The organism is Streptomyces sp. NPDC001922 (genome assembly GCF_042891165.1).
GTDB lineage: Bacteria > Actinomycetota > Actinomycetes > Streptomycetales > Streptomycetaceae > Streptomyces.
The window spans coordinates 151908-173848 of sequence record NZ_JBIASV010000005.1; the positions used below are offsets into that span (position 1 = coordinate 151908).

Annotated in this window: 16 protein-coding genes; 15 read left to right on the forward strand and 1 reads right to left on the reverse strand. The window is 70.5% G+C overall.

The window, feature by feature from the left end; translation table 11 throughout:
- Nucleotides 1-382 precede the first annotated feature (382 nt).
- The 4 genes from rplJ to ACFYYR_RS10665 all read left to right on the forward strand — a co-directional run bounded on the left by rplJ (nt 383) and on the right by ACFYYR_RS10665 (nt 9562).
- Nucleotides 383-943: a 50S ribosomal protein L10 gene (gene rplJ / locus ACFYYR_RS10650; RefSeq protein WP_351507648.1), complete on the forward strand. Its 561-nt coding sequence runs from the start codon at nt 383-385 to the stop codon at nt 941-943.
- Between the two features lie 111 nt (nt 944-1054).
- Nucleotides 1055-1441, forward strand: a complete 387-nt coding sequence (gene rplL / locus ACFYYR_RS10655) for a 50S ribosomal protein L7/L12 (protein ID WP_388849688.1) — start codon at nt 1055-1057, stop codon at nt 1439-1441.
- Between the two features lie 611 nt (nt 1442-2052).
- Entirely contained in the window at nt 2053-5535 is a 3483-nt protein-coding gene (gene rpoB / locus ACFYYR_RS10660; protein WP_351507644.1) for a DNA-directed RNA polymerase subunit beta, read from the forward strand.
- 127 nt (nt 5536-5662) lie between these two features.
- Nucleotides 5663-9562, forward strand: coding sequence for a DNA-directed RNA polymerase subunit beta' (locus tag ACFYYR_RS10665; protein ID WP_388849692.1), 3900 nt, complete (start codon nt 5663-5665; stop codon nt 9560-9562).
- Between the two features lie 514 nt (nt 9563-10076).
- Here ACFYYR_RS10665 and ACFYYR_RS10670 read toward each other — a convergent pair.
- Nucleotides 10077-11012, reverse strand: coding sequence for a LuxR C-terminal-related transcriptional regulator (locus ACFYYR_RS10670; protein ID WP_388849694.1), 936 nt, complete (start codon nt 11010-11012; stop codon nt 10077-10079).
- A gap of 580 nt (nt 11013-11592) precedes the next feature.
- On the opposite strand from ACFYYR_RS10670, the gene ACFYYR_RS10675 reads away from it, so the two are divergent.
- The 11 genes from ACFYYR_RS10675 to ACFYYR_RS10725 are packed head-to-tail and all read left to right on the forward strand — an operon-like array spanning nt 11593 to nt 21877.
- Entirely contained in the window at nt 11593-13083 is a 1491-nt protein-coding gene (locus ACFYYR_RS10675; RefSeq protein ID WP_388849697.1) for an AMP-binding protein, read from the forward strand.
- A 52-nt stretch (nt 13084-13135) separates the two neighbouring features.
- Entirely contained in the window at nt 13136-13396 is a 261-nt protein-coding gene (locus tag ACFYYR_RS10680; protein ID WP_388849700.1) for a phosphopantetheine-binding protein, read from the forward strand.
- Nucleotides 13393-14442, forward strand: a complete 1050-nt coding sequence (locus ACFYYR_RS10685; RefSeq protein WP_388849703.1) for a hypothetical protein — start codon at nt 13393-13395, stop codon at nt 14440-14442. Before ACFYYR_RS10680 ends, ACFYYR_RS10685 begins: the two co-directional genes overlap by 4 nt.
- Nucleotides 14435-15301, forward strand: a complete 867-nt coding sequence (trpA, locus tag ACFYYR_RS10690; RefSeq protein ID WP_388849706.1) for a tryptophan synthase subunit alpha — start codon at nt 14435-14437, stop codon at nt 15299-15301. The genes ACFYYR_RS10685 and trpA overlap by 8 nt, the downstream gene beginning before the upstream one ends.
- On the forward strand, nt 15298-15672 hold the full coding sequence (locus tag ACFYYR_RS10695; RefSeq protein ID WP_388849709.1) for an ectoine synthase: 375 nt from the start codon (nt 15298-15300) through the stop codon (nt 15670-15672). Before trpA ends, ACFYYR_RS10695 begins: the two co-directional genes overlap by 4 nt.
- Nucleotides 15673-15709: 37 nt before the next feature.
- Complete coding sequence (locus tag ACFYYR_RS10700) at nt 15710-16849, forward strand: acyl-CoA dehydrogenase family protein (protein ID WP_388849711.1); 1140 nt, start codon at nt 15710-15712, stop codon at nt 16847-16849.
- A 50-nt stretch (nt 16850-16899) separates the two neighbouring features.
- Nucleotides 16900-17583, forward strand: a complete 684-nt coding sequence (locus ACFYYR_RS10705) for a transglutaminase family protein (RefSeq protein WP_388849714.1) — start codon at nt 16900-16902, stop codon at nt 17581-17583.
- Between the two features lie 35 nt (nt 17584-17618).
- On the forward strand, nt 17619-18986 hold the full coding sequence (locus ACFYYR_RS10710; RefSeq protein WP_388849717.1) for a TrpB-like pyridoxal phosphate-dependent enzyme: 1368 nt from the start codon (nt 17619-17621) through the stop codon (nt 18984-18986).
- A gap of 4 nt (nt 18987-18990) precedes the next feature.
- Nucleotides 18991-19683: an N-(5'-phosphoribosyl)anthranilate isomerase gene (locus ACFYYR_RS10715; protein ID WP_388849720.1), complete on the forward strand. Its 693-nt coding sequence runs from the start codon at nt 18991-18993 to the stop codon at nt 19681-19683.
- A complete protein-coding gene (locus tag ACFYYR_RS10720) occupies nt 19680-20378 on the forward strand; it encodes an indole-3-glycerol-phosphate synthase (RefSeq protein ID WP_388849723.1) in 699 nt (232 codons plus the stop codon). The genes ACFYYR_RS10715 and ACFYYR_RS10720 overlap by 4 nt, the downstream gene beginning before the upstream one ends.
- Before the next feature lie 14 nt (nt 20379-20392).
- Complete coding sequence (locus ACFYYR_RS10725; protein WP_388849726.1) at nt 20393-21877, forward strand: UbiD family decarboxylase domain-containing protein; 1485 nt, start codon at nt 20393-20395, stop codon at nt 21875-21877.
- Nucleotides 21878-21941: the final 64 nt, after the last annotated feature.

Genomic DNA, 21941 nt, shown 5'->3' on the forward strand with positions numbered 1-21941 from the left:
GCGTAAGCTGCTCCGGTAGCCAAAGACCGCTGGTCGTTGCCGGGTGCCCCAGGGCATGCGGCAGCCGAAGGATCCGCTTCTCGCGGACGGCCCGTGCAGGTGAATGAGGATGGAACTCCCATGCGACCTTCGGGTTCGTGTGGTCGAGTCACGCCCCGTGCGCCTGCACCGGGGCGTTTCGTTTTGTGCAGCCCCTTCCGTTGCTTCTCTTCCGACGGCTCGTCGCCGAGCCCGGGGTAGCGGAGCCCAGTGTGCCCACGAGGGCGGTCCCGGCTGCTTTGCTTCCAAAGGCTTTGCACAGAGCACAGACGGAGCGAAGAGACGTGTCACGGCTGATCGGAAGGTCAGTCGAGGATCATCACCCGGAAGGAGGCCGAGGCTCATGGCGAGGCCCGACAAGTCCGCCGCGGTTGCCGAGCTGACGGACAAGTTCCGCAGCTCGAACGCCGCCGTGCTGACCGAGTACCGCGGTCTCACCGTGGCTCAGCTCAAGCAGCTGCGCCGTTCGCTCGGTGAGAACGCCCAGTACGCCGTGGTGAAGAACACGCTGACCAAGATTGCGGCCAACGAGGCCGGGATCAACCAGCTCGACGACCTGTTCGCGGGTCCGACGGCTGTCGCCTTCGTCACCGGTGACCCGGTGGAGTCGGCGAAGGGTCTCCGTGACTTCTCCAAGGAAAACCCCAACCTCATCATCAAGGGCGGTGTCCTTGACGGCAAGGCGCTGTCCGCCGATGAGATCAAGAAGCTCGCGGACCTCGAGTCCCGCGAGGTGCTGCTCGCCAAGCTTGCCGGTGGCATGAAGGCGTCCATGGCCAAGGCCGCGGCGACCTTCCAGGCCCCGCTCTCGAAGTTCGTCCGCACCGCGGACGCCCTTCGCGGCAAGGTCGAGCAGGGCGGTGCCGGTACGCCGGCTCCCGCCGAGGCCGAGGCGTCGGAGTAACACTCCGCGTTCGGTCGCAGCGGGCCCGTATACGAACTGCCGTCAGGCAGACGCCCGCCACAACGAAGCTGTACATCCGGCACCAGCCGAATTAGTGGAAGGACCGCCACCATGGCGAAGCTCACCCAGGACGAGCTGCTCGCGCAGTTCAGCGAGATGACCCTCATCGAGCTCTCCGAGTTCGTGAAGGCCTTCGAGGAGAAGTTCGACGTCGAGGCTGCCGCCCCGGTCGCCGTTGCCGCCGCCGGTGCCCCGGGCGCCCCGGCCGCCGAGGCCGCCGAGGAGCAGGACGAGTTCGACGTCATCCTCACCGGCGCCGGCGACAAGAAGATCCAGGTCATCAAGGTCGTGCGTGAGCTGACCTCCCTGGGTCTGAAGGAGGCCAAGGACCTCGTCGACGGCACCCCGAAGCCGGTCCTCGAGAAGGTCAGCAAGGAGGCCGCCGAGAAGGCTGCCGAGTCCCTCAAGGGCGCCGGCGCGGCCGTCGAGGTCAAGTGACCTTCGGGGTCCTGTGACCCCTCGGGTTCCGGGGGACCGGGGGCGCCGCCGCGCGGTGTCCCCGTCCCGGTGAAACCCTGCTGAACCGAGAGCGATCACCCATCGGGGTGGTCGCTCTCGGTCGTTCCCGCTGCGGTTCCCTTGCTCGTCGCGCGACGACAGGTATGGTGATCTTCGTTGTCCGGCCTGCGGGCTCCCGCGAGGGCCCCCGGAGGGCGGGGGGCCTTGACGAACGGCACGCGGCGCGCAATTCTCGGGACGCGTCTTCCGCGATCCAGGATCCGAGGCATGGATCGAAGACGAAGAGGGAAGTAACGAGTTGCGCTTCCAGCGCGTGGCTTGCCGAAGATTGAAGAACAGCGAGGGGGAGACCTCTCACCGGAGGGAGAGATTGGCACTGCCGGTCTCCGGAAATCCGCTCTGGACATCAGTGGGCCAAGTGGCTACACTGACCCTTTGCGCTGCCTGTTAGCTGCTCCCTGCCCGTCACCAGGGGCACGCCCACGTTCGAGCATTACTGGATGAAGATCCCTGACCTGGGATTTCTCTCTGTATGTGCGGACTGGACCGGTACGCGCGTAGTGAGTCCGAGCCCTCGGAAGGACCCCCTCTTGGCCGCCTCGCGCAACGCCTCGACTGCCAATACGAACAACGGCGCCAGCACCGCACCGCTGCGCATCTCCTTTGCGAAGATCAAGGAGCCCCTCGAGGTTCCGAACCTCCTTGCGCTGCAAACCGAGAGCTTCGACTGGCTGCTCGGCAATGCCGCATGGAAGGCTCGTGTCGAGTCGGCCCTGGACAGTGGACAGGACGTCCCCACCAAGTCCGGTCTGGAGGAGATCTTCGAAGAGATCTCCCCGATCGAGGACTTCTCCGGGTCGATGTCGCTGACCTTCCGCGACCACCGCTTCGAGCCGCCGAAGAACTCCATCGACGAGTGCAAGGAGCGCGACTTCACGTACGCCGCGCCGCTCTTCGTCACCGCCGAGTTCACCAACAACGAGACCGGCGAGATCAAGTCCCAGACGGTCTTCATGGGCGACTTCCCGCTCATGACCCCCAAGGGCACCTTCTGCATCAACGGCACCGAGCGTGTCGTCGTCTCGCAGCTCGTCCGCTCGCCGGGTGTGTACTTCGACAGCTCCATCGACAAGACGTCCGACAAGGACATCTTCTCGGCCAAGGTCATCCCGTCCCGGGGTGCCTGGCTGGAGCTCGAGATCGACAAGCGCGACATGGTCGGTGTCCGCATCGACCGCAAGCGCAAGCAGTCCGTCACCGTGCTGCTCAAGGCGCTCGGCTGGACCACCGAGCAGATCCTCGAGGAGTTCGGCCAGTACGAGTCGATGCGCGCCACCCTGGAGAAGGACCACACCCAGGGCCAGGACGACGCGCTGCTCGACATCTACCGCAAGCTGCGTCCGGGCGAGCCGCCGACGCGCGAGGCCGCGCAGACCCTGCTGGAGAACCTCTACTTCAACCCGAAGCGCTACGACCTCGCGAAGGTCGGCCGCTACAAGGTGAACAAGAAGCTCGGCGGGGACGAGCCGCTCGACGCCGGCGTCCTGACCACGGACGACGTCATCGCGACGATCAAGTACCTGGTCAAGCTGCACGCGGGCGAGACCGAGACGATCGGCGAGAACGGCAACTCCATCGTTGTCGAGACCGACGACATCGACCACTTCGGCAACCGTCGTCTGCGCAACGTCGGCGAGCTCATCCAGAACCAGGTCCGCACCGGTCTGGCCCGGATGGAGCGCGTCGTCCGCGAGCGGATGACCACCCAGGACGTCGAGGCGATCACGCCGCAGACCCTGATCAACATCCGGCCGGTCGTCGCCTCCATCAAGGAGTTCTTCGGCACCAGCCAGCTGTCCCAGTTCATGGACCAGACCAACCCGCTGTCGGGTCTGACCCACAAGCGCCGGCTGTCGGCGCTGGGTCCGGGTGGTCTGAGCCGTGAGCGGGCGGGCTTCGAGGTTCGTGACGTCCACCCGTCGCACTACGGCCGCATGTGCCCGATCGAGACGCCGGAAGGACCGAACATCGGTCTGATCGGCTCGCTCGCCTCCTACGGCCGGGTCAACGCGTTCGGCTTCGTCGAGACCCCGTACCGCAAGGTCACCAACGGCCAGGTCACCGACGACGTCGACTACCTGACCGCCGACGAGGAGGACCGCTTCGTCATCGCGCAGGCGAACGCCCCGCTGACGGACGACCTGCACTTCGCCGAGAACCGGGTCCTGGTCCGCCGCCGTGGCGGCGAGGTCGACTACATCCCGGGCGACGAGGTCGACTACATGGACGTCTCGCCGCGCCAGATGGTGTCGGTCGCGACCGCCATGATTCCGTTCCTCGAGCACGACGACGCCAACCGTGCGCTCATGGGATCGAACATGATGCGCCAGGCCGTGCCGCTGATCAAGGCGGAGGCCCCGCTGGTCGGCACCGGCATGGAGTACCGCTGCGCGGTCGACGCCGGTGACGTCATCAAGGCCGAGAAGCCGGGTGTGGTCCAGGAGGTCTCCGCGGACTACGTCACGGTCGCCAACGACGACGGCACGTACACCACGTACCGCGTCGCCAAGTTCTCCCGCTCCAACCAGGGCACCTCCTTCAACCAGAAGGTCGTCGTCGACGAGGGCGCGCGCGTCATCGAGGGCCAGGTCCTCGCCGACGGTCCGTCCACCGACGAGGGCGAGATGGCGCTCGGCAAGAACCTGCTCGTCGCGTTCATGCCGTGGGAGGGCCACAACTACGAGGACGCGATCATCCTGTCGCAGCGCCTCGTCCAGGACGACGTCCTCTCCTCGATCCACATCGAGGAGCACGAGGTCGACGCCCGTGACACCAAGCTGGGCCCCGAGGAGATCACCCGGGACATCCCGAACGTCTCCGAGGAGGTCCTCGCCGACCTCGACGAGCGCGGCATCATCCGGATCGGTGCCGAGGTCGTGGCCGGCGACATCCTGGTCGGCAAGGTCACCCCGAAGGGTGAGACCGAGCTGACCCCGGAGGAGCGCCTGCTCCGCGCGATCTTCGGTGAGAAGGCCCGTGAGGTCCGTGACACCTCGCTGAAGGTGCCGCACGGCGAGACCGGCAAGGTCATCGGCGTCCGCGTCTTCGACCGCGAGGAGGGCGACGAGCTGCCCCCGGGCGTGAACCAGCTGGTCCGCGTCTACGTGGCACAGAAGCGCAAGATCACCGATGGTGACAAGCTCGCCGGCCGCCACGGCAACAAGGGCGTCATCTCCAAGATCCTCCCGGTCGAGGACATGCCGTTCCTGGAGGACGGCACCCCGGTCGACATCATCCTCAACCCGCTGGGTGTCCCGTCCCGAATGAACCCGGGACAGGTCCTGGAGATCCACCTCGGCTGGCTCGCCAGCCAGGGCTGGAAGGTCGAGGGCGGCGAGGACTGGATGCGGCGCCTCCAGGGGATCGGCGCCGACGAGGTGGCCGCGGGCACCAACGTCGCCACCCCGGTCTTCGACGGCGCCCGCGAGGACGAGATCGCCGGTCTCTTCGAGTCGACGATCCCGAACCGCGACGGCGAGCGGATGGTCCAGCCCTCCGGCAAGGCCAACCTGTTCGACGGCCGCTCCGGTGAGCCGTTCCCGGACCCGATCTCGGTCGGGTACATGTACATCCTCAAGCTCCACCACCTGGTCGACGACAAGCTGCACGCCCGGTCGACCGGTCCGTACTCGATGATCACCCAGCAGCCGCTGGGTGGTAAGGCCCAGTTCGGTGGCCAGCGCTTCGGTGAGATGGAGGTGTGGGCGCTGGAGGCTTACGGCGCCGCGTACGCCCTCCAGGAGCTGCTGACCATCAAGTCCGACGACGTCACCGGCCGCGTGAAGGTCTACGAGGCCATCGTCAAGGGCGAGAACATCCCTGAGCCCGGCATCCCCGAGTCCTTCAAGGTGCTCATCAAGGAGATGCAGTCCCTGTGCCTCAACGTGGAGGTGCTGTCCTCGGACGGCATGTCCATCGAGATGCGCGACACCGACGAGGACGTCTTCCGCGCTGCGGAGGAGCTCGGTATCGACCTGTCGCGGCGCGAGCCGAGCAGCGTCGAAGAGGTCTGACGGGTCTGGCCGGGGCCCCGCAAGGAGCCCCGGCCCTCCCCAGAGCCCCTGTGGCACTGGGGGGACCCCCAGCCGGACCCCAGTCAGACCATTGAAGACTCGACCCCGAAAGAGGGATTGACGACAAGTGCTCGACGTCAACTTCTTCGACGAGCTGCGGATCGGCCTCGCCACTGCTGACGACATCCGTCAGTGGTCCCACGGTGAGGTCAAGAAGCCGGAGACCATCAACTACCGCACCCTCAAGCCCGAGAAGGACGGACTCTTCTGCGAGAAGATCTTCGGTCCGACCCGGGACTGGGAGTGCTACTGCGGCAAGTACAAGCGCGTCCGCTTCAAGGGCATCATCTGTGAGCGCTGTGGCGTCGAGGTCACCCGCGCCAAGGTGCGCCGTGAGCGGATGGGCCACATCGAGCTCGCCGCTCCCGTCACCCACATCTGGTACTTCAAGGGCGTCCCGTCGCGGCTTGGCTACCTGCTCGACCTCGCCCCGAAGGACCTCGAGAAGGTCATCTACTTCGCCGCCTACATGATCACGTGGGTGGACGAGGAGCGCCGGACGCGCGACCTGCCCTCGCTGGAGGCCCACGTCTCCGTCGAGCGCCAGCAGATCGAGCAGCGCCGCGACGCCGACCTGGAGTCCCGTGCCAAGAAGCTCGAGGGCGACCTGGCCGAGCTGGAGGCCGAGGGCGCCAAGGCCGACGCCCGCCGCAAGGTGCGCGAGGGTGCCGAGCGCGAGATGAAGCAGCTCCGTGACCGCGCCCAGCGCGAGATCGACCGCCTCGACGAGGTGTGGAGCCGCTTCAAGAACCTCAAGGTCCAGGACCTCGAGGGCGACGAGCTGCTCTACCGCGAGCTGCGCGACCGCTTCGGCACCTACTTCGACGGCTCCATGGGCGCCGCCGCGCTGCAGAAGCGTCTGGAGACCTTCGACCTCGACGAGGAGGCCGAGCGCCTCCGCGAGATCATCCGGACCGGCAAGGGCCAGAAGAAGACCCGTGCGCTCAAGCGCCTCAAGGTCGTCTCCGCCTTCCTGCAGACCAGCAACAGCCCCAAGGGCATGGTGCTGGACTGCGTCCCGGTGATCCCGCCGGACCTGCGTCCGATGGTGCAGCTGGACGGTGGCCGCTTCGCGACCTCCGACCTGAACGACCTGTACCGCCGTGTGATCAACCGGAACAACCGTCTGAAGCGGCTTCTCGACCTCGGTGCCCCCGAGATCATCGTGAACAACGAGAAGCGGATGCTGCAGGAGGCCGTCGACGCGCTGTTCGACAACGGCCGCCGCGGCCGGCCGGTCACCGGCCCGGGCAACCGTCCGCTGAAGTCGCTGTCCGACATGCTCAAGGGCAAGCAGGGCCGCTTCCGGCAGAACCTGCTCGGTAAGCGCGTCGACTACTCGGCCCGTTCCGTCATCGTCGTCGGCCCGCAGCTCAAGCTGCACCAGTGCGGTCTGCCGAAGGCCATGGCGCTGGAGCTCTTCAAGCCGTTCGTGATGAAGCGCCTGGTGGACCTCAACCACGCGCAGAACATCAAGTCGGCGAAGCGCATGGTCGAGCGCGGCCGCACGGTCGTGTACGACGTGCTCGAAGAGGTCATCGCCGAGCACCCGGTGCTGCTGAACCGTGCGCCGACGCTGCACCGTCTGGGCATCCAGGCCTTCGAGCCGCAGCTGGTCGAGGGCAAGGCCATTCAGATTCACCCGCTCGTCTGCACCGCGTTCAACGCGGACTTCGACGGTGACCAGATGGCCGTGCACCTGCCGCTGTCCGCGGAGGCCCAGGCCGAGGCCCGCATCCTGATGCTGTCCTCGAACAACATCCTCAAGCCGGCCGACGGCCGTCCGGTCACCATGCCGACCCAGGACATGGTGCTGGGCCTCTTCTTCCTCACCACGGACGAGGAGGAGCGCGAGGTCAAGGGCGAGGGCCGGTCCTTCGGCTCCACCGCCGAGGCGATCATGGCGTTCGACGCCCGCGAGCTCTCGCTCCAGGCGAAGGTCGACATCCGCTTCCCGATCGGCACCGTCCCGCCGCGTGGCTGGACCCCGCCGGTTCCGGAGGAGGGCGAGCCGGAGTGGCAGCAGGGTGACAGCTTCCGGCTGCGGACGACCCTGGGCCGTGCGCTCTTCAACGAGCTGCTGCCCGAGGACTACCCGTTCGTCGACTACTCGGTGGGCAAGAAGCAGCTCTCCGAGATCGTCAACGACCTCGCCGAGCGCTACCCGAAGGTCATCGTGGCGGCGACGCTCGACAACCTGAAGGCGGCCGGTTTCCACTGGGCGACCCGTTCCGGTGTCACCGTCGCGATCTCCGACGTCGTCGTTCCGGCGGCGAAGAAGGAGATCGTCGCGGGCTACGAGGCGCAGGACGAGAAGGTCCAGAAGCAGTACGAGCGCGGCCTGATCACCAAGGACGAGCGCACCCAGGAGCTCATCGCGATCTGGACCAAGGCGACCAACGAGGTTGCCGAGGCCATGAACGAGAACTTCCCGAAGACGAACCCCATCTTCATGATGGTCGACTCGGGTGCGCGCGGAAACATGATGCAGATGCGTCAGATCGCGGGTATGCGTGGTCTGGTGTCCAACGCGAAGAACGAGACCATCCCGCGGCCCATTAAGGCGTCGTTCCGTGAGGGTCTCTCCGTGCTGGAGTACTTCATCTCCACCCACGGTGCCCGTAAGGGTCTCGCGGACACCGCGCTGCGTACCGCCGACTCGGGTTACCTGACCCGTCGTCTGGTGGACGTCTCGCAGGACGTCATCATCCGCGAGGAGGACTGCGGCACCGAGCGCGGTCTCAAGCTGAAGATCGCCGCGAAGGACGCCGCCGGCGTGCTCCGCAAGGCGGACGACGTCGAGACCAGCGTGTACGCGCGGATGCTCGCCGAGGACGTCGTCGTCGACGGCAAGGTGATCGCTCCGGCCAACGTCGACCTGGGCGATGTCCTCATCGACCAGCTCGTCCGGCACGGTGTCGAGGAGGTCAAGACCCGCTCGGTCCTGACCTGTGAGTCCGCGGTCGGCACCTGCGCCTACTGCTACGGCCGTTCGCTGGCCACCGGCAAGCTGGTCGACATCGGTGAGGCCGTCGGCATCATCGCGGCCCAGTCCATCGGTGAGCCCGGCACCCAGCTGACGATGCGTACCTTCCACACCGGTGGTGTGGCGGGTGACGACATCACCCAGGGTCTGCCCCGTGTCGTCGAGCTCTTCGAGGCCCGTACGCCGAAGGGTGTCGCCCCGATCTCGGAGGCGGCCGGCCGCGTCCGGATCGAGGAGACCGAGAAGACCAAGAAGCTCGTCGTCACTCCGGACGACGGCTCCGACGAGACGGCGTTCCCGATCTCGAAGCGGGCCCGTCTGCTGGTGGGCGAGGGCGACCACGTCGAGGTGGGCCAGAAGCTCACCGTGGGTGCCACCAACCCGCACGACGTGCTGCGGATCCTCGGCCAGCGCGCTGTCCAGGTCCACCTGGTCGGCGAGGTCCAGAAGGTCTACAACTCGCAGGGTGTGTCGATCCACGACAAGCACATCGAGATCATCATCCGGCAGATGCTGCGCCGTGTGACGATCATCGAGTCCGGCGACGCGGAGCTGCTGCCGGGCGAGCTCGTGGAGCGGTCGCGCTTCGAGGGTGAGAACCGTCGTGTGGTCACGGAAGGCGGCCACCCGGCCTCCGGCCGTCCGCAGCTGATGGGTATCACCAAGGCCTCGCTGGCGACCGAGTCGTGGCTGTCGGCGGCGTCCTTCCAGGAGACGACCCGGGTGCTCACCGACGCGGCGATCAACGCCAAGTCGGACTCCCTGATCGGCCTCAAGGAGAACGTGATCATCGGTAAGCTCATCCCGGCCGGTACGGGTCTGTCCCGCTACCGCAACATCCGGGTCGAGCCGACCGAGGAGGCGAAGGCTGCGATGTACTCGGCCGTCGGTTACGACGACATCGACTACTCGCCCTTCGGCACGGGTTCCGGTCAGGCGGTTCCGCTGGAGGACTACGACTACGGGCCGTACAACGGCTGATGTCGGACGGCTGACGTCCGAGGACGTCAGTGGCGGTTTGCGCGAGGCGGTCACCCTGGAGGGGGTGGCCGCCTCGCGGCGTTGTCGCCATGCGGCGCGCTTGGGGGGCTTGCGGTTCGTTTGTGCGGGGCCTTGTTTGTTGGGCGCGGGTGTGTGGTGGGTTTCGGGGGTGGGGGGGCCCGGGGGGGGGGGGGGGGGGACGAAAATTTTCGGCCCCGGGGGGCCCACAAAAAAAAGCAACGTACCGGAAACCCCCCCCCACCCCTGCGCCCCCACCCCCTGACGTCCGCCCAGCCCTGCGGCACCGTGCCCTGACGGTCGGGCCACCGGGCCCTCACCGTGTGATGGCCAGGCCACCGGGCCGGTGCCCCTTGCGTCCGGACCGCCGGACCGGTGGCATCGCTTCATCGCGTCCGTTCAGCGGCCTTGGGCCCCCGCCCCTTGCGTTCGGTGGCTTCTCTCTCTTCCGGCCTGGTGGCCCCGTGCCGGGTGGGGTTTTTCGGGGGGTGTGGGGTCAGCCGAGCCAGCCGAGTTGTTGGGCTCGGACGCCGGCCTGGAAGCGGCTGGTGGCGCCCAGTTTGTCCATGAGGTCGGCGGTGATGCGGCGCAGGGTGCGGATGGAGACGCCGAGTTCGCGGGCGATGGCCTCGTCCTTCAGGCCCGCGTTGAGCAGCCGCAGGACCGAGGTCTGCTGGGCGTCGAGCGGGGTGTCGGCCGGTGGTGCGGGGGTGTCGGCGGAGAGGAGCGCCGCGCTGTGCCAGCAGTGTTCGAAGACCAGGCGCAGCAGGTGGGTGATGAGGGGGCCGCGGGTGACCAGTGCGGCGGTCTGGCCCTCGATGCCCGGGGCGGGGGTGAAGGCGATCGAGTTGTCGACGACGATCAGCCGGAACGGGATGGTCGTGGCCAGCCGTACCTCGGCGCCGATCTCCTCCAGTTCGCGTAAGTAGCGGACTCCGTGGGGAGTCCGGGAGGTCGACGCGAGGTGGATGGTCCGCATGACGACGCCGCGTTCGATGGCGCGGGCGTTGCGGGCGATGCGGGCGGGCGTGCGTCTCTCGACCACGGGGCCCGGGTGCATGCTGAGGACTTCGTGTTCGGCGACCTCGGAGGTGCTCTCCAGGGACGCCGAGATGTTCTCCATGCCGATGATCAGTTCGGCGGAGGCCAGACTGGCCTGGCTGTGGTACTGGTCGGCGAGTTCGGTGGAGAGCAGCCGGATGGCCTTGCGGAGCCGTACGGACTCCGCCAGCCAGCCCTCGGCCGACTCCTCGGCGCGCAGGGTGAGTCTGGCGAGCGCTTTCTCCACGGACACGGTGGTCATGCGCCCCGAGCCGTCGTCGGAGAGCACCCCGATCTCCTGGAGCAGCCGGGTGGCCTCGGCGAATTCCTCTTCGTCGAGCCCCGTACGTCGGCGTACTTCCTCCATGCCCAGGGTGGGCTCATTCAGCATGCTGCGGTAGAGACGAGCCAGTGAGGTTCTGTCCTTACCCAGGTCCACAGCAACCCCTTTCCAGAGGCTAAGCGGAAGGAGCGGGGCCGCTGTCCGCTGTGCGCCATGGCAGCCTGCGGCCAGGCACTTTCACTTTACGCGGGGCTGTCGGCCAGGGAGTCTCTTTGTCAGGGAAACTCCGCTCCAGCGGATGTTTCGTTCAATATTGGATTAACCGGGGGTGGTTCGGAGTGCACACGACTGCGGGGGGACGCGGTACCACGAGCGCGGCAAGACGCGTGGTGCGCGGAGTCGTCGGGGGATGTGTCGTGCTGATCGTCGGCGTGGGTCCGGCCGGTACGGCCTCGGCACAGGGGATGTCACAGGTGGCGGCGCAGGCCGGTGCGCTTTTGGCGGAGAACGACTTCGAGTGGGGCTGAGTTCCCCTGGCGGGAACTCGGTTGTCCGCAAGTCTTCCCGGTCGCTCCGCGGGGGCGGAGAAAAGGCCGTTCGAATTCCGTGAGAACTCTTCGTTTTTGCGTTCCGCGGTGAATTCGGAATCCGTCATTCGCGTCGCACGCCGTGCCGAGAAGGACCCACGATGGAGATTTCACTGTCCCGACGCGTGCTCCGGCACGGTCGGCTGAACCCGCATGCGCCCGCCCTGCTCGGGCACGGCAGGACGACGACGTACCGGGAGCTCCTGGGCCTGGCCGCCACCGCGGCGGCCGGGCTCGGGCCCCGGGACGGCCGGGAGCCGGCCGCGGACACCGTCCGTCCGGTGGCGCTGGTGGCTGCCAAGTCGCCCGCGGCGGTGGCCGTGGTGCTCGGCGCTCTGCTGGTGCGCCGGCCGCTGCTGCTGGTCTCGCCCGAGCTCGGGGAGGAGGCGCTGACCGCGCTGCTCTCCGCGACCGGCGCGGAGCGGCTGCCCGATCCGGAGGAGCTGGTCGCCGGCGAGGCCGTGCCCTCCGGTGCCGGTGAGCCCGCGGCCCGCGACGGGGACCCGGGGGACACCGCGCTGCTGCTGACGACCTCGGGATCCACCGGGCTGCCCAAGGTCGTACCGCTGTCCTTCGGCGCGGTGGACCGGTTCACCGGCTGGGCGGCGGAGCACTTCGGCCTCACGCCGGAGAGCACCGTGCTCAGCCACGCGCCGCTCAACTTCGATCTGTGTCTGCTCGACATCTGGACGACGCTGGGCAGCGGTGGCTGCGTGTCCCTCGTCGACCCGGGGCTCGCCGGCAACCCGGCCCATCTGCGGGAGACGCTTCAGGCCCGCCCGGTGGACCTGGTCCAGGGCGTGCCGCTGCTGTACGACCTGCTCGCCCGCACCGGGGCGCACTTCGGCTCGGTGCGGCATGTGCTGGTCACCGGGGAGGCGATGGCGCCGCGGGCGTTCGCCGCGCTGCCGGAGCTCTTCCCGGGGGCCCGCTTCCACAACGTCTACGGCTGCACCGAGACCAACGACAGCTTCGTGCACGAGATCGATCCCGCCGGCCCGATGCCGTACGGCTCGCTGCCGCTCGGCCGGGAGCCGGTGCCGGGGGCCGAGGCCTGGGTGCGAGCCGACGACGGGACGGTGCTCCGGGGGCCGGGGCGCGGCGAACTCGTCGTCCGTACCCCCTTCCAGGCGACCGGATACCTGGTCGCGGGCCCCGCTCAGAGCCCGTTCGTCGCCGGTCCGGACGACGGTCCGGTGCCCTGGTACCGCACCGGCGACCTGGTGCGGCGCCACAAGGACGGGACGCTGACCCTGGAGGGCCGCCGGGACTTCGTCGTCAAGGTCCGCGGGGTACGGATCAACACCGCGGAGGTGGAGGCGGCGCTCTCCGCGCACCCGGAGATCGTCGAGGCCGCGGTGCTCGCGCTGCCGGACGAGCGGGCCGGCAAGCGGCTCCACGCCGTGGTGCGCCGCGCCGACGGATCCCGGCTCAACAACCTGTCGCTGCGCCAGTACCTGGCGCAGCGGCTGCCGCGGGCGGCGGTCCCGTCCACGGTCGCGTGGGCCGAGGCCCCGCTGCCCCGCACCTCGACCGGAAAGGTCGACCGCGCGCTGGTGGCCCGTCCCGTCCCGGCCCCGGCCGGGGACTGACGCACACCGCGCACCGCACACGTACGGCATACGCATTGCAAGGGGAGAGGCCATGACCCGCACCGAACAGATCAAGCGTTTCCTGATCGACGAGTACGCACTCGACATCACGCCGGACGAACTGGCCGACGACTACGACCTGCTGGCGAGCGGTGTCATCGACAGCCTCGGGCTGCTCACCCTGGTGAGCTGGCTGGAGACCACCTTCGGTCTGGACATGGACACCCTGGACATCGCGCCGGACAACTTCCGTACGGTCGCGGCGATCGACGCGTTCTGCGCTCCGAAGGCCCTGGCACCGGAGGGACGGTGACCCGGTCCCGGCTGCTGCCCGCGCTCACCGCACGCGAGCCGGTGACCGGGGCGGAGCCGTGGACGGACTTCTGGGACCGGCTGGAGTCGGGCGCGACGGCGCAGGGCGAGGCGCTCGCGGTGCTGGCCTCCCTGTCGACGGCGCTGCCGGACGCCGGCACGCTCGACGCCCTCCTCCGGTCGCTGGACGCTCGCGCCCCGCGGGCCGGCGGCTCCTGGTCCGGCACGGTCAACGTCGTCGGCACCGGCGGCGGGCCGCCCACCTTCAACCTCTCCACCGCGGCCTGTCTGGTCGCGGCCGCGGCCGGGGCCCGGGTGGTGAAGTCCGGTTCCCGCGGCTACACCAGCCGCTACGGATCGGTGGACATCCTGGAGCGGCTCGGCGTCCCGCTCGCCGGTTCGTACCCGGAGTGCGAGGAGATGCTGGAGCGGTACGGCGTGGTGTTCGCCGGGCCGTTCGTCTACCCGCGCGAGCTGACCCTGCTGGCCCGCGGCATCATGCCGTTCGGGATCAAGCAGGTGGGCCGGGCGGTGAACACCCTGGGGCCGTTCCTGCCCCGGCTGCCCGTCACCGCGCAGCTGACCGGGGTCGCGGACCCGCGGGTGCTGCCCGTCCTCACCGAACTGGCCGCGCTGCGGGCGGTCGGCGGGCGGCAGCTGTGGCTGGTGCACAACGGGCTCGGCGTGGACGAGCTGGTGAGCTTCGCGGAGAACCGGATCGGCGTGGACGGCGGCGCCCCGCGGGTGCTCGCCCCGGAGGGGGCCGACTTCGCGCCCGGCACCCTGGCCGATCTGGCGCCGGCCGCCGAGGGCACCCCGCCCGGCCCCCAGCTGCGGGAACTGCTCGCGGGCCGGGGACCGCGCGCCGCCGTGGAGTCCATCCGGCTGAACGCGGCCGCCGCGGCCGTCGCCTCCGGCGCGTACGCCGAGTGGTCCACGGCCCTGGACGCGGCCCGGGACGCCATGGCCTCCGGGGCCGCGGTGGACCTGGTGGAGCGGCTGCGGGCGCACCGTGCCGCGCCCCCGGCGGTGATGGTCCATGGCTGACACCCGCGCCGCGCCGCCCGCGCCGCGCCCGTTCTTCCCCGGCCGGGGGCCCGGCGACCCCGGGCTGGCGGTCTTCCTGAACGCGGGCGACCCGGGCCCGCCGGAACGCTTCGAGGAGCTGCTGCTCCGGCTGGACGCACTGGGCGTCGACTGCCTCGAACTGGCCGTGCCCTTCCCGGACTCGGTGACCGACGGGCCCGTCATCCGGCGCTCCGCCCGCCGGGCCCTGGACCGCGGCACGGACCTGGCGGCCGCCCTGGGGATGCTGGCGCGGGTGCGCCCCCGGCTGCGGCACACCCGGGTCGCGCTGCTCGCCGACTGGCGGCACACGGTGCGCCCGGCGGGGCCGGAGCCGTTCATGCGGCGGGTGCGGGAGGCCGGGGCGGACGCCGTCCTCGTCCACGGCGCTCCCCCCTTGGCCCGTCCGCGCTGCGCGGAGGCGGCGCGGGAGGCGGGCCTGCCGACCGTGGCGACCTGCTACGCCTCGTCCCCGCCCGCGGTGCGGGAGGAGGCCGCGCGGTCGGCCTCCGCCTATCTCTACCTCGTCGCCCACTACGGGCGTTCCGGATCCGCCGCCCCCGACCCGGAGGCCCTGCGGCCCGTCCTGGCCGGTCTCGCCCGGCCGGGCGTCGCCCCGGTCGCGGTGGGCTTCGGGGTCCGTACCGCCGCCGACGTGCGGGCGATGGGCCGGCTGGGCGCGGACGCCGCGATCGTCGGCACCGCCCTGGTGGGCCGGCTGGAGGAGGCGCAGCTGGCCGGGCGGGACCCGGTGGCCGCGGCCGAGCACTTCGTACGAGATCTGCTGCGACCCGCGGCGCCGAACGCCGCGTCGCCGAGCACCAACGGGAGGAACGCATGATTGTCCGTCAGCTTGATGAGGTGCCCTGCGTCGAGTGGGGGAACGGCCTGAGCCGCCGGTTCCTCGTCGCGGACGACGGCATGGGCTACACCGTCACCGACACCCTGGTCAGTGCGGGCACCAAGTCCCTGCTGGAGTACAAGAACCACTTCGAGGCCTGCTACTGCATCTCGGGCCGCGGCGAGGTGATCGACACGGCGGGCAACAGCACGCTCGTCACCCCCGGCACCCTCTACGCCCTCGACCGGAACGACGCGCACTGGCTGATCGCGCATCCGGAGGAGGACCTGCGGCTGATCTGTGTCTTCTCGCCGGCGCTGCGCGGCGACGAGCGGCACTCCCTCGGCGACGACGCCGCCTCCCACTACTGAGCACGCGGCCGGCCCGGCCCCCACCACAGGAGCAGCAGTGATCGAATGGACCAGGGAGCAGCGGGAGCTGCGCGAAGGTCTCACGCCGTGGTTCGCCCGCCTGGGCGAGGAGCATCTGCGCTATGACGCGGACGCCGAATTCCCGCGCGGGCCCTGGGCCGCGGCGGCGGACAGCGGACTGCTGGGGCTGCCGTTCGACGAGGAGTGGGGCGGGCTCGGGCAGTCGCTGCTCACCACCATGTACATGCTGGAGGGGCTGGGGTACGGCTGCCGCAACGGCGGGCTGAACTTCTCCGTCACCACCCACCTGGCCTCCACCGGGGTGCCGTTGCAGCGCTTCGGCTCCGCGGAGACCAAGCGGCGGTACCTCCCGCGGGTCTGCGACGGTTCGCTGATCGGCGCCCACGCCATCAGCGAACCGGACGTCGGCTCCGACGCGCTGAACATGCGCACCAGCGCGGTGCGCGACGGCGACGGCTATGTGCTGCGCGGCTCCAAGGCGTTCGTCAGCAACGGGCCGGTCGCCGGGCTGGTCATGGTCTACGCCCGGACGGATCCCACGGCGGGCCCGCTGGGGCTCAGCGTGTTCGCGGTGGAACGGGACACCCCCGGGCTGGAGTTCGGCACGCCGATCGCCAAGATGGGGCTGAAGTCCTCCCCGCTGTGCGAGCTGTTCCTCGACGACTGCCGGGTGCCCGCGTCCGCGCTGGTCGGGCGGCCCGGCACCGGTTTCCTGATCCTCGACCACGTCATGAAGTGGGAGATCCTCTGCTCCTTCGCGGTGGTGCTGGGCGAGATGCGGCAGCGGATGGAGCGCTGTGTCGAGTACGCCCGGAAGCGCACCGCCTTCGGGCAGCCGATAGGCGACTTCCAGGCCGTCTCCCACAAGATCGTCGACATGAAGATCGGCGTGGAGACCGCGTCCAAGTGGCTCTACGACACCGCGCAGAAGCTCACCGCGGGGGAGCCGGTCACCACCGACCTGGCCATCGCCAAGCGTGTCGTCAGCGAGGCGAACCTGGCCTCCGCGCTCAGCGCCGTACAGGTCTTCGGCGGCAACGGCTACACCGCCGAGTACGGCCTGGAGCAGGAGCTGCGCAACGCGGTCGGCGGGACGATCTACTCGGGCACCTCCGAGATCCAGTCCTCCCGCATCGCCGCCGCCCTGGGCCTGTGACCGCTTCCGCACACCACGGCCTCCACCTTCCGACCGGACGGGGTTCCCGCATGGAGTTCGCACCTTCGCTCAGCAGCACCGCCTTCCTCGACCACGACTCCCCGGAGATCCGGCGGTTCGTCGAGGATGTGCTGCCCGACGGCGGCCAGGACCCCCGCGACCGCGCGGTGAAGCTCTACTACGCCGTGCGCGACCGGATCCGCTACGAGATCTACGGCGCCGACCTCTCCCGCGAGGGACTCACCGCCTCACAGGTGCTCAAGGCCGGCAAGGGGATGTGCCTGCACAAGTCGGTGCTCTACGTCTCCGCGCTGCGGGCCGTGGACATCCCGGCCCGGATCGTGCTCACCGATGTGCGCAACCACCTCTCCTCCGAGGCGGTCCGGGAGTTCATCGGCGGCGAGGTCTTCCACTACCACGCCCTCACCTCCCTCCACCTGGGCCGCTGGATCCGGGCGACCCCGGTCTTCAACCGGCTGCTGTGCCGGCTGTACGGCATCAGCCCGCTGGAGTTCGACGGCCGGGGCGACAGCCTCCACCACCCCTACGACGAGAACGGCCGGGCCCACATGGAGTTCCTGCAGGAGCACGGGGAGTTCGACGACCTCCCGTACGACCAGGTGCTCGACGGGCTGCGCCGGGAGCACCCGGGGATCTTCACCGGGCCCGCCGCGGCGCGCTTCGTGCCCGGCTCCCTGGAGGCGGACGCCCGCACCGCCCCCGCACCGCGCTGAGCGCACACACCAGGAACACCGAGAGGACCACCGCCGTGAAATCCGTGAAGTACCTGCTCAGCGATGTGCGCATACCGGAGCACTGGTACAACATCGCCGCCGATCTGCCCGGTCTGGAGCCGCTGCTGCACCCGGGCACGGGCCGGCCCGCGACCGTCGACGACCTGACCGGGATCATGCCCAAGGAGGTGGCCGAGCAGGAGCTGTCCACCGAGCGGGAGATCGAGATCCCCGACGAGGTCCGGCAGATCTACGCCCAGTGGCGGCCGTCCCCGCTCTTCCGGGCCCGGCGGCTGGAGGAGAAGCTCGGCACCCCGGCACGGATCTACTACAAGTACGAGGGCGGCAGCCCGGCCGGCAGCCACAAGCCGTCGACCGCCGTGCCCCAGGCCTTCTACAACAAGGCGGCCGGGATCCGGCGGCTGGCGACCGAGACCGGCGCCGGGCAGTGGGGCTCCTCGCTCGCCCTGGCCGGTGCGCTGTTCGACCTCGAGGTCAAGGTCTTCATGGTGCGGGTCAGCTACCACCAGAAGCCGCAGCGCCGGGCCCTGATGCACGCGTACGGCGCCACCTGCCTGCCCAGCCCGTCCACCGAGACGGAGATCGGCCGGAAGATCCTCGACGGGGACCCGGACTGCCCCGGCAGCCTCGGCATCGCCACCTCCGAGGCGCTGGAACTGGCCATGAACGACCCGGGCACCAACTACGCGGGCGGCAGCGTCCTCAACAACGTCGTGCTGCACCAGACGGTCATCGGCCAGGAGGTCATGGCCCAGCTGGACATGGCGGAGGACTACCCGGACATCGTGATCGGCTGCGCCGGCGGCGGCAGCAACCTGGGCGGGCTCGCCTTCCCGTTCCTCGGTCAGCAGCTCCGCGGCGGCCAGCCGGTGCGGGTCATCGCCGCCGAGCCGGAGGCCTGCCCGACGCTGACCCGCGGGCGGGTCGCCTACGACTTCGGCGACACCGGCGGCTTCACCCCGCTGATGAAGATGCACACCCTCGGCCACGCCTTCGTCCCGCCGCCCATCCACGCCGGCGGCCTGCGCTACCACGGCATCTCGCCGCTGGTCAGCCGGGCGCTCGAGGAGGGGCTGATGGAGGCGCGTGCGGTGCCGCAGACCGCCTGCTTCGAGGCCGGACTCGCCTTCGCCCGCAGTGAGGGGATCGTGCCCGCACCGGAGTCGACGCACGCGGTGCGCGTCGCCGTGGACGAGGCGCTGCGCTGCCGCGAGGAGGGCCGCTCGCAGGTGATCCTGTTCGGCCTGTCCGGCCACGGCCACTTCGACCTCGGCGCGTACGAGCGCCACCTCGCCGGGGAGCTCACGGACGACGGCTTCGACGCGGACGCGGTCGGCCGCTCCCTCGCGCAGCTGCCCGTCCCCGGCGGACAGGAGGGCTGAGACCGTGCTGCTGAAGGTGTGCGGGCTGGTGACCGACCACGAGCTGCGCCGGCTGTCGAAGTTCCCGGTCGAGCAGGTCGGACTCTGGCACGGCGTTCCGGGCGGCAGGTCCGAGCTGCCGCTGGAGCGGCTGGTCGCGCTGGCCGCCCGCGCAGCTCAGCTGCACCTCGACCCGGTGCTGGTCACGCTGGAGGAGGACCCCGAGGCGCTGCGCGCCGCGGTCGCCGCCTCCGGCGTGCGCCGGGTGCAGCTGCACGGCTATCCGATGCCCGGCACGGTGCGCCGGATCCGGGCCGCGCTGCCCGGGGTCCACCTGGTGAAGGTGCTGCACGTCCGGGACGGCAAGGTGCTGGAGGAGCCGCTGATCGGCGCGTACGAGCAGGCCGGGGCGGATTCCTTCCTCTTCGACTCCGTCGGCCCGGACGGCCGGATCGGCTCCACCGGCCGGCCGCTGGACCCGGCCGCGCTCACCCGGGCGCTGGAGCGGGTCAGCCGTCCGTTCCTGCTGGCCGGCGGGCTCTCGGAGGCGGGCGTCGAACGGTACGACCACGTGCTGCGGCACCCCGGGCTGCTCGGGATCGACCTGGACAGCGCGCTGCGCGGCCCGGACGGCTCGCTCACCCTGCGCCGGTTGGACGCCATCCGCACCGCCTGGTGGGAGCGGCTGGGCCGGGTACGGGACGAGGTCAGGGCATGAGCGCGCCGGCCGTGGGGCGCTTCGGCGACGCCCTGCTCATCTCCCGGGTGCCGGTCCTGATGGAGATCAAACGCCGGTCCGCCGACGGCGACGATCTCTTCCGCGGCCGGACGGTCGGGCAACTGGTCCGGGAGTACGAGGCGTTGGGCGCCCCGGCCCTCTCGGTCGTCACCGGGTCGTGGTTCGGCGGCACTCCCGGACTGCTGGACGAGGTCGTCGCGGCCACCGGACTGCCGGTGCTGGTCAAGGACTTCCTCACCAAGGAGCGGCAGCTCGCCGACGTCGCCGCGCGCGGTGCGTCCGCGGCGCTGCTCACCGCCACCGTGCTGCCGAAATCCGTGCTGCCGCGGCTCATCGAGAGCTGTCTGGAGCACGGCCTCACCCCCTTCGTGGAGGTGAGCGACGAACGGGAGGCCGCCGCCGTGGTCCACGGCGAGCGGTGCGTGGTCGCCGTCAACAACAAGGACATCCGGCGGCGCGAGCGGGGCCCGGAGGGCCCGGAGCGCAGCCACGCCCTGCTGCCCGCGGTGCTGGCCACCGGGACCCCGGTGCCGGTCAGCGCGAGCGGCATCCGGAGCCCGGAGGAGGCGCGGGGGCTGCTCGACGCGGGCTACCGGGCGCTACTGATCGGCACGGGGCTGCTGCTGGCGGACGACCTGTCGGGCTGGGCGGCGGAGCTGGAGCGTGCGCGGTGAGGCCGGAGGAGGTCGTGAGCTTCGAGAACGCGGTGAGTTCGGCGGACGCCGAGCCGCCGGCCGGCCCTCCCGGGCTGTCGCTGCGCGCCGCCCTCGCCGAGCTGGCCGGCCGCGAGCCCGGGGCCGTGCTGCGGGAGGCGGAGCCACTGGCCCGTACCGAGGTGGCGGGCCGCTTCGCCCGCCGCCACGGCGGGGTGCCGGCCGTCGGCGTCTCCCGCCCCGAACCCGCGGTGCTGCACACCGCAGTCGAGGGGGCCGGGGGGCCGGTGCTGCTCGGCCTGTACGGCGCGGAGGACCGGCTGCGCCGCTGGCTGCCCGGGCTGCCGGACCGCATCACGCCGGAGCGCGCCCGGCGGCTCACGGCGCGGGCGCTCCCTCCGGTACGGGTCGCGGAACCGGCCTGCCGGGAGCGGGTGCACACCGGCGACCGGGTGGATCTGCGCCGGCTGCCGGTGCTCACCGCCACCCCGCGGGACGCCGGGCCGTACCTCACCGCCGCGCTGGTCCGCGCCGAGGACCCGGAGACGGGGGAGACCGCGCTGTCCTCGCACCGGATGCTGGTGCTGGACCGCACCCGGCTCACGGTCTGGATGGTGCCGGGGCGGCAGCTCGGGGCCCTGTACGAACGGGCCGTCGGCGCCGGGCGCCGGCTGCCGGTCACCGTCAATACCGGGGTGCCGCCCGCCGCCATGGTGGCCTCCGCCCTGGGCACCCGCTTCCTGCCGCCCGGGCTCGACAAGCTCGCCGTCGCGGGCGCCCTCGCCGGTGCGCCGGTGGCCGTCGCACCGGCGCTCACCCAGGGCGGGGCGTCGGTGCTCGCGGAGTCGGAGATCGTGCTGGAGGGGTACCTCGACGGCACGCTCGCCGACGAGACGGTCACCGGCAGCGGCTGGTCGCTGCCGGAGTTCCTGGGCTACGACGGGCGCTCCCGCACCGGGCTGCCGGTGCTGACCGTCACCGCCGTCACCCACCGCCGGGACCCCGTCTACCAGGCCGTCATCGGGCCGGGCCGGGAGCAGTCGCACATCCTGGGCACCGCGGGCGCCCTCTCGGCGGCGCTGTCGCTGCCGGACGTGCCTGGCGCGGCCGTCCGTGAGCTCCACCAGGCCGCGGCGGGCGGCGGGATGCTGCTGCTGGCCGTCGCGCTGCGCAAGGAGAGCGCGGAGGGGGACGCCGCCCCGGCCCGGATCGCCCGGTCGCTGCTGGCGCAGCACTCCTTCCTGAAGCTGGTGGTCGTCACCGACGACGACGTGCGGATCTCCTGCGCGGAGGACCTGCTGTGGGCCCTCACCACCCGGGCGAACCTCGCCGTCGACACGGTCGCCCGGGATGAGTACGGGCCGGTCCCCATGGACCCGTCCGGCACCGAGGAGTGGACCCGCGCCCGGGGCGGGAGCAGGCCGCCCGGCCGGGCCGCGGTCGACGCGACCACCCCGTTCGCGCTCCGGGAGCGCACCGCCCGTAGCTACGGGCTGTCCGGTGCAGGCCATGACCGCTAGCGGCCAGGCCCGGATCCGCTGAAGACGTACCGATCGCTATACGTTGTGAACTCTTGGGCTGTGG

Bases quoted from the DNA above. Each gene is read 5' to 3' on its own strand.
- rplJ (WP_351507648.1), top strand. From the start codon at position 383: ATGGCGAGGCCCGACAAGTCCGCCGCGGTTGCCGAGCTGACGGACAAG.
- rplL (WP_388849688.1), top strand. From the start codon at position 1,055: ATGGCGAAGCTCACCCAGGACGAGCTGCTCGCGCAGTTCAGCGAGATG.
- ACFYYR_RS10680 (WP_388849700.1), top strand. From the start codon at position 13,136: ATGACCCGCACCGAACAGATCAAGCGTTTCCTGATCGACGAGTACGCA.
- ACFYYR_RS10695 (WP_388849709.1), top strand. From the start codon at position 15,298: ATGATTGTCCGTCAGCTTGATGAGGTGCCCTGCGTCGAGTGGGGGAAC.
- ACFYYR_RS10720 (WP_388849723.1), top strand. From the start codon at position 19,680: ATGAGCGCGCCGGCCGTGGGGCGCTTCGGCGACGCCCTGCTCATCTCC.
- ACFYYR_RS10670 (WP_388849694.1), bottom strand. From the start codon at position 11,012: ATGCTGAATGAGCCCACCCTGGGCATGGAGGAAGTACGCCGACGTACG.
- ACFYYR_RS10705 (WP_388849714.1), top strand. From the start codon at position 16,900: ATGGAGTTCGCACCTTCGCTCAGCAGCACCGCCTTCCTCGACCACGAC.
- ACFYYR_RS10675 (WP_388849697.1), top strand. From the start codon at position 11,593: ATGGAGATTTCACTGTCCCGACGCGTGCTCCGGCACGGTCGGCTGAAC.
- trpA (WP_388849706.1), top strand. From the start codon at position 14,435: ATGGCTGACACCCGCGCCGCGCCGCCCGCGCCGCGCCCGTTCTTCCCC.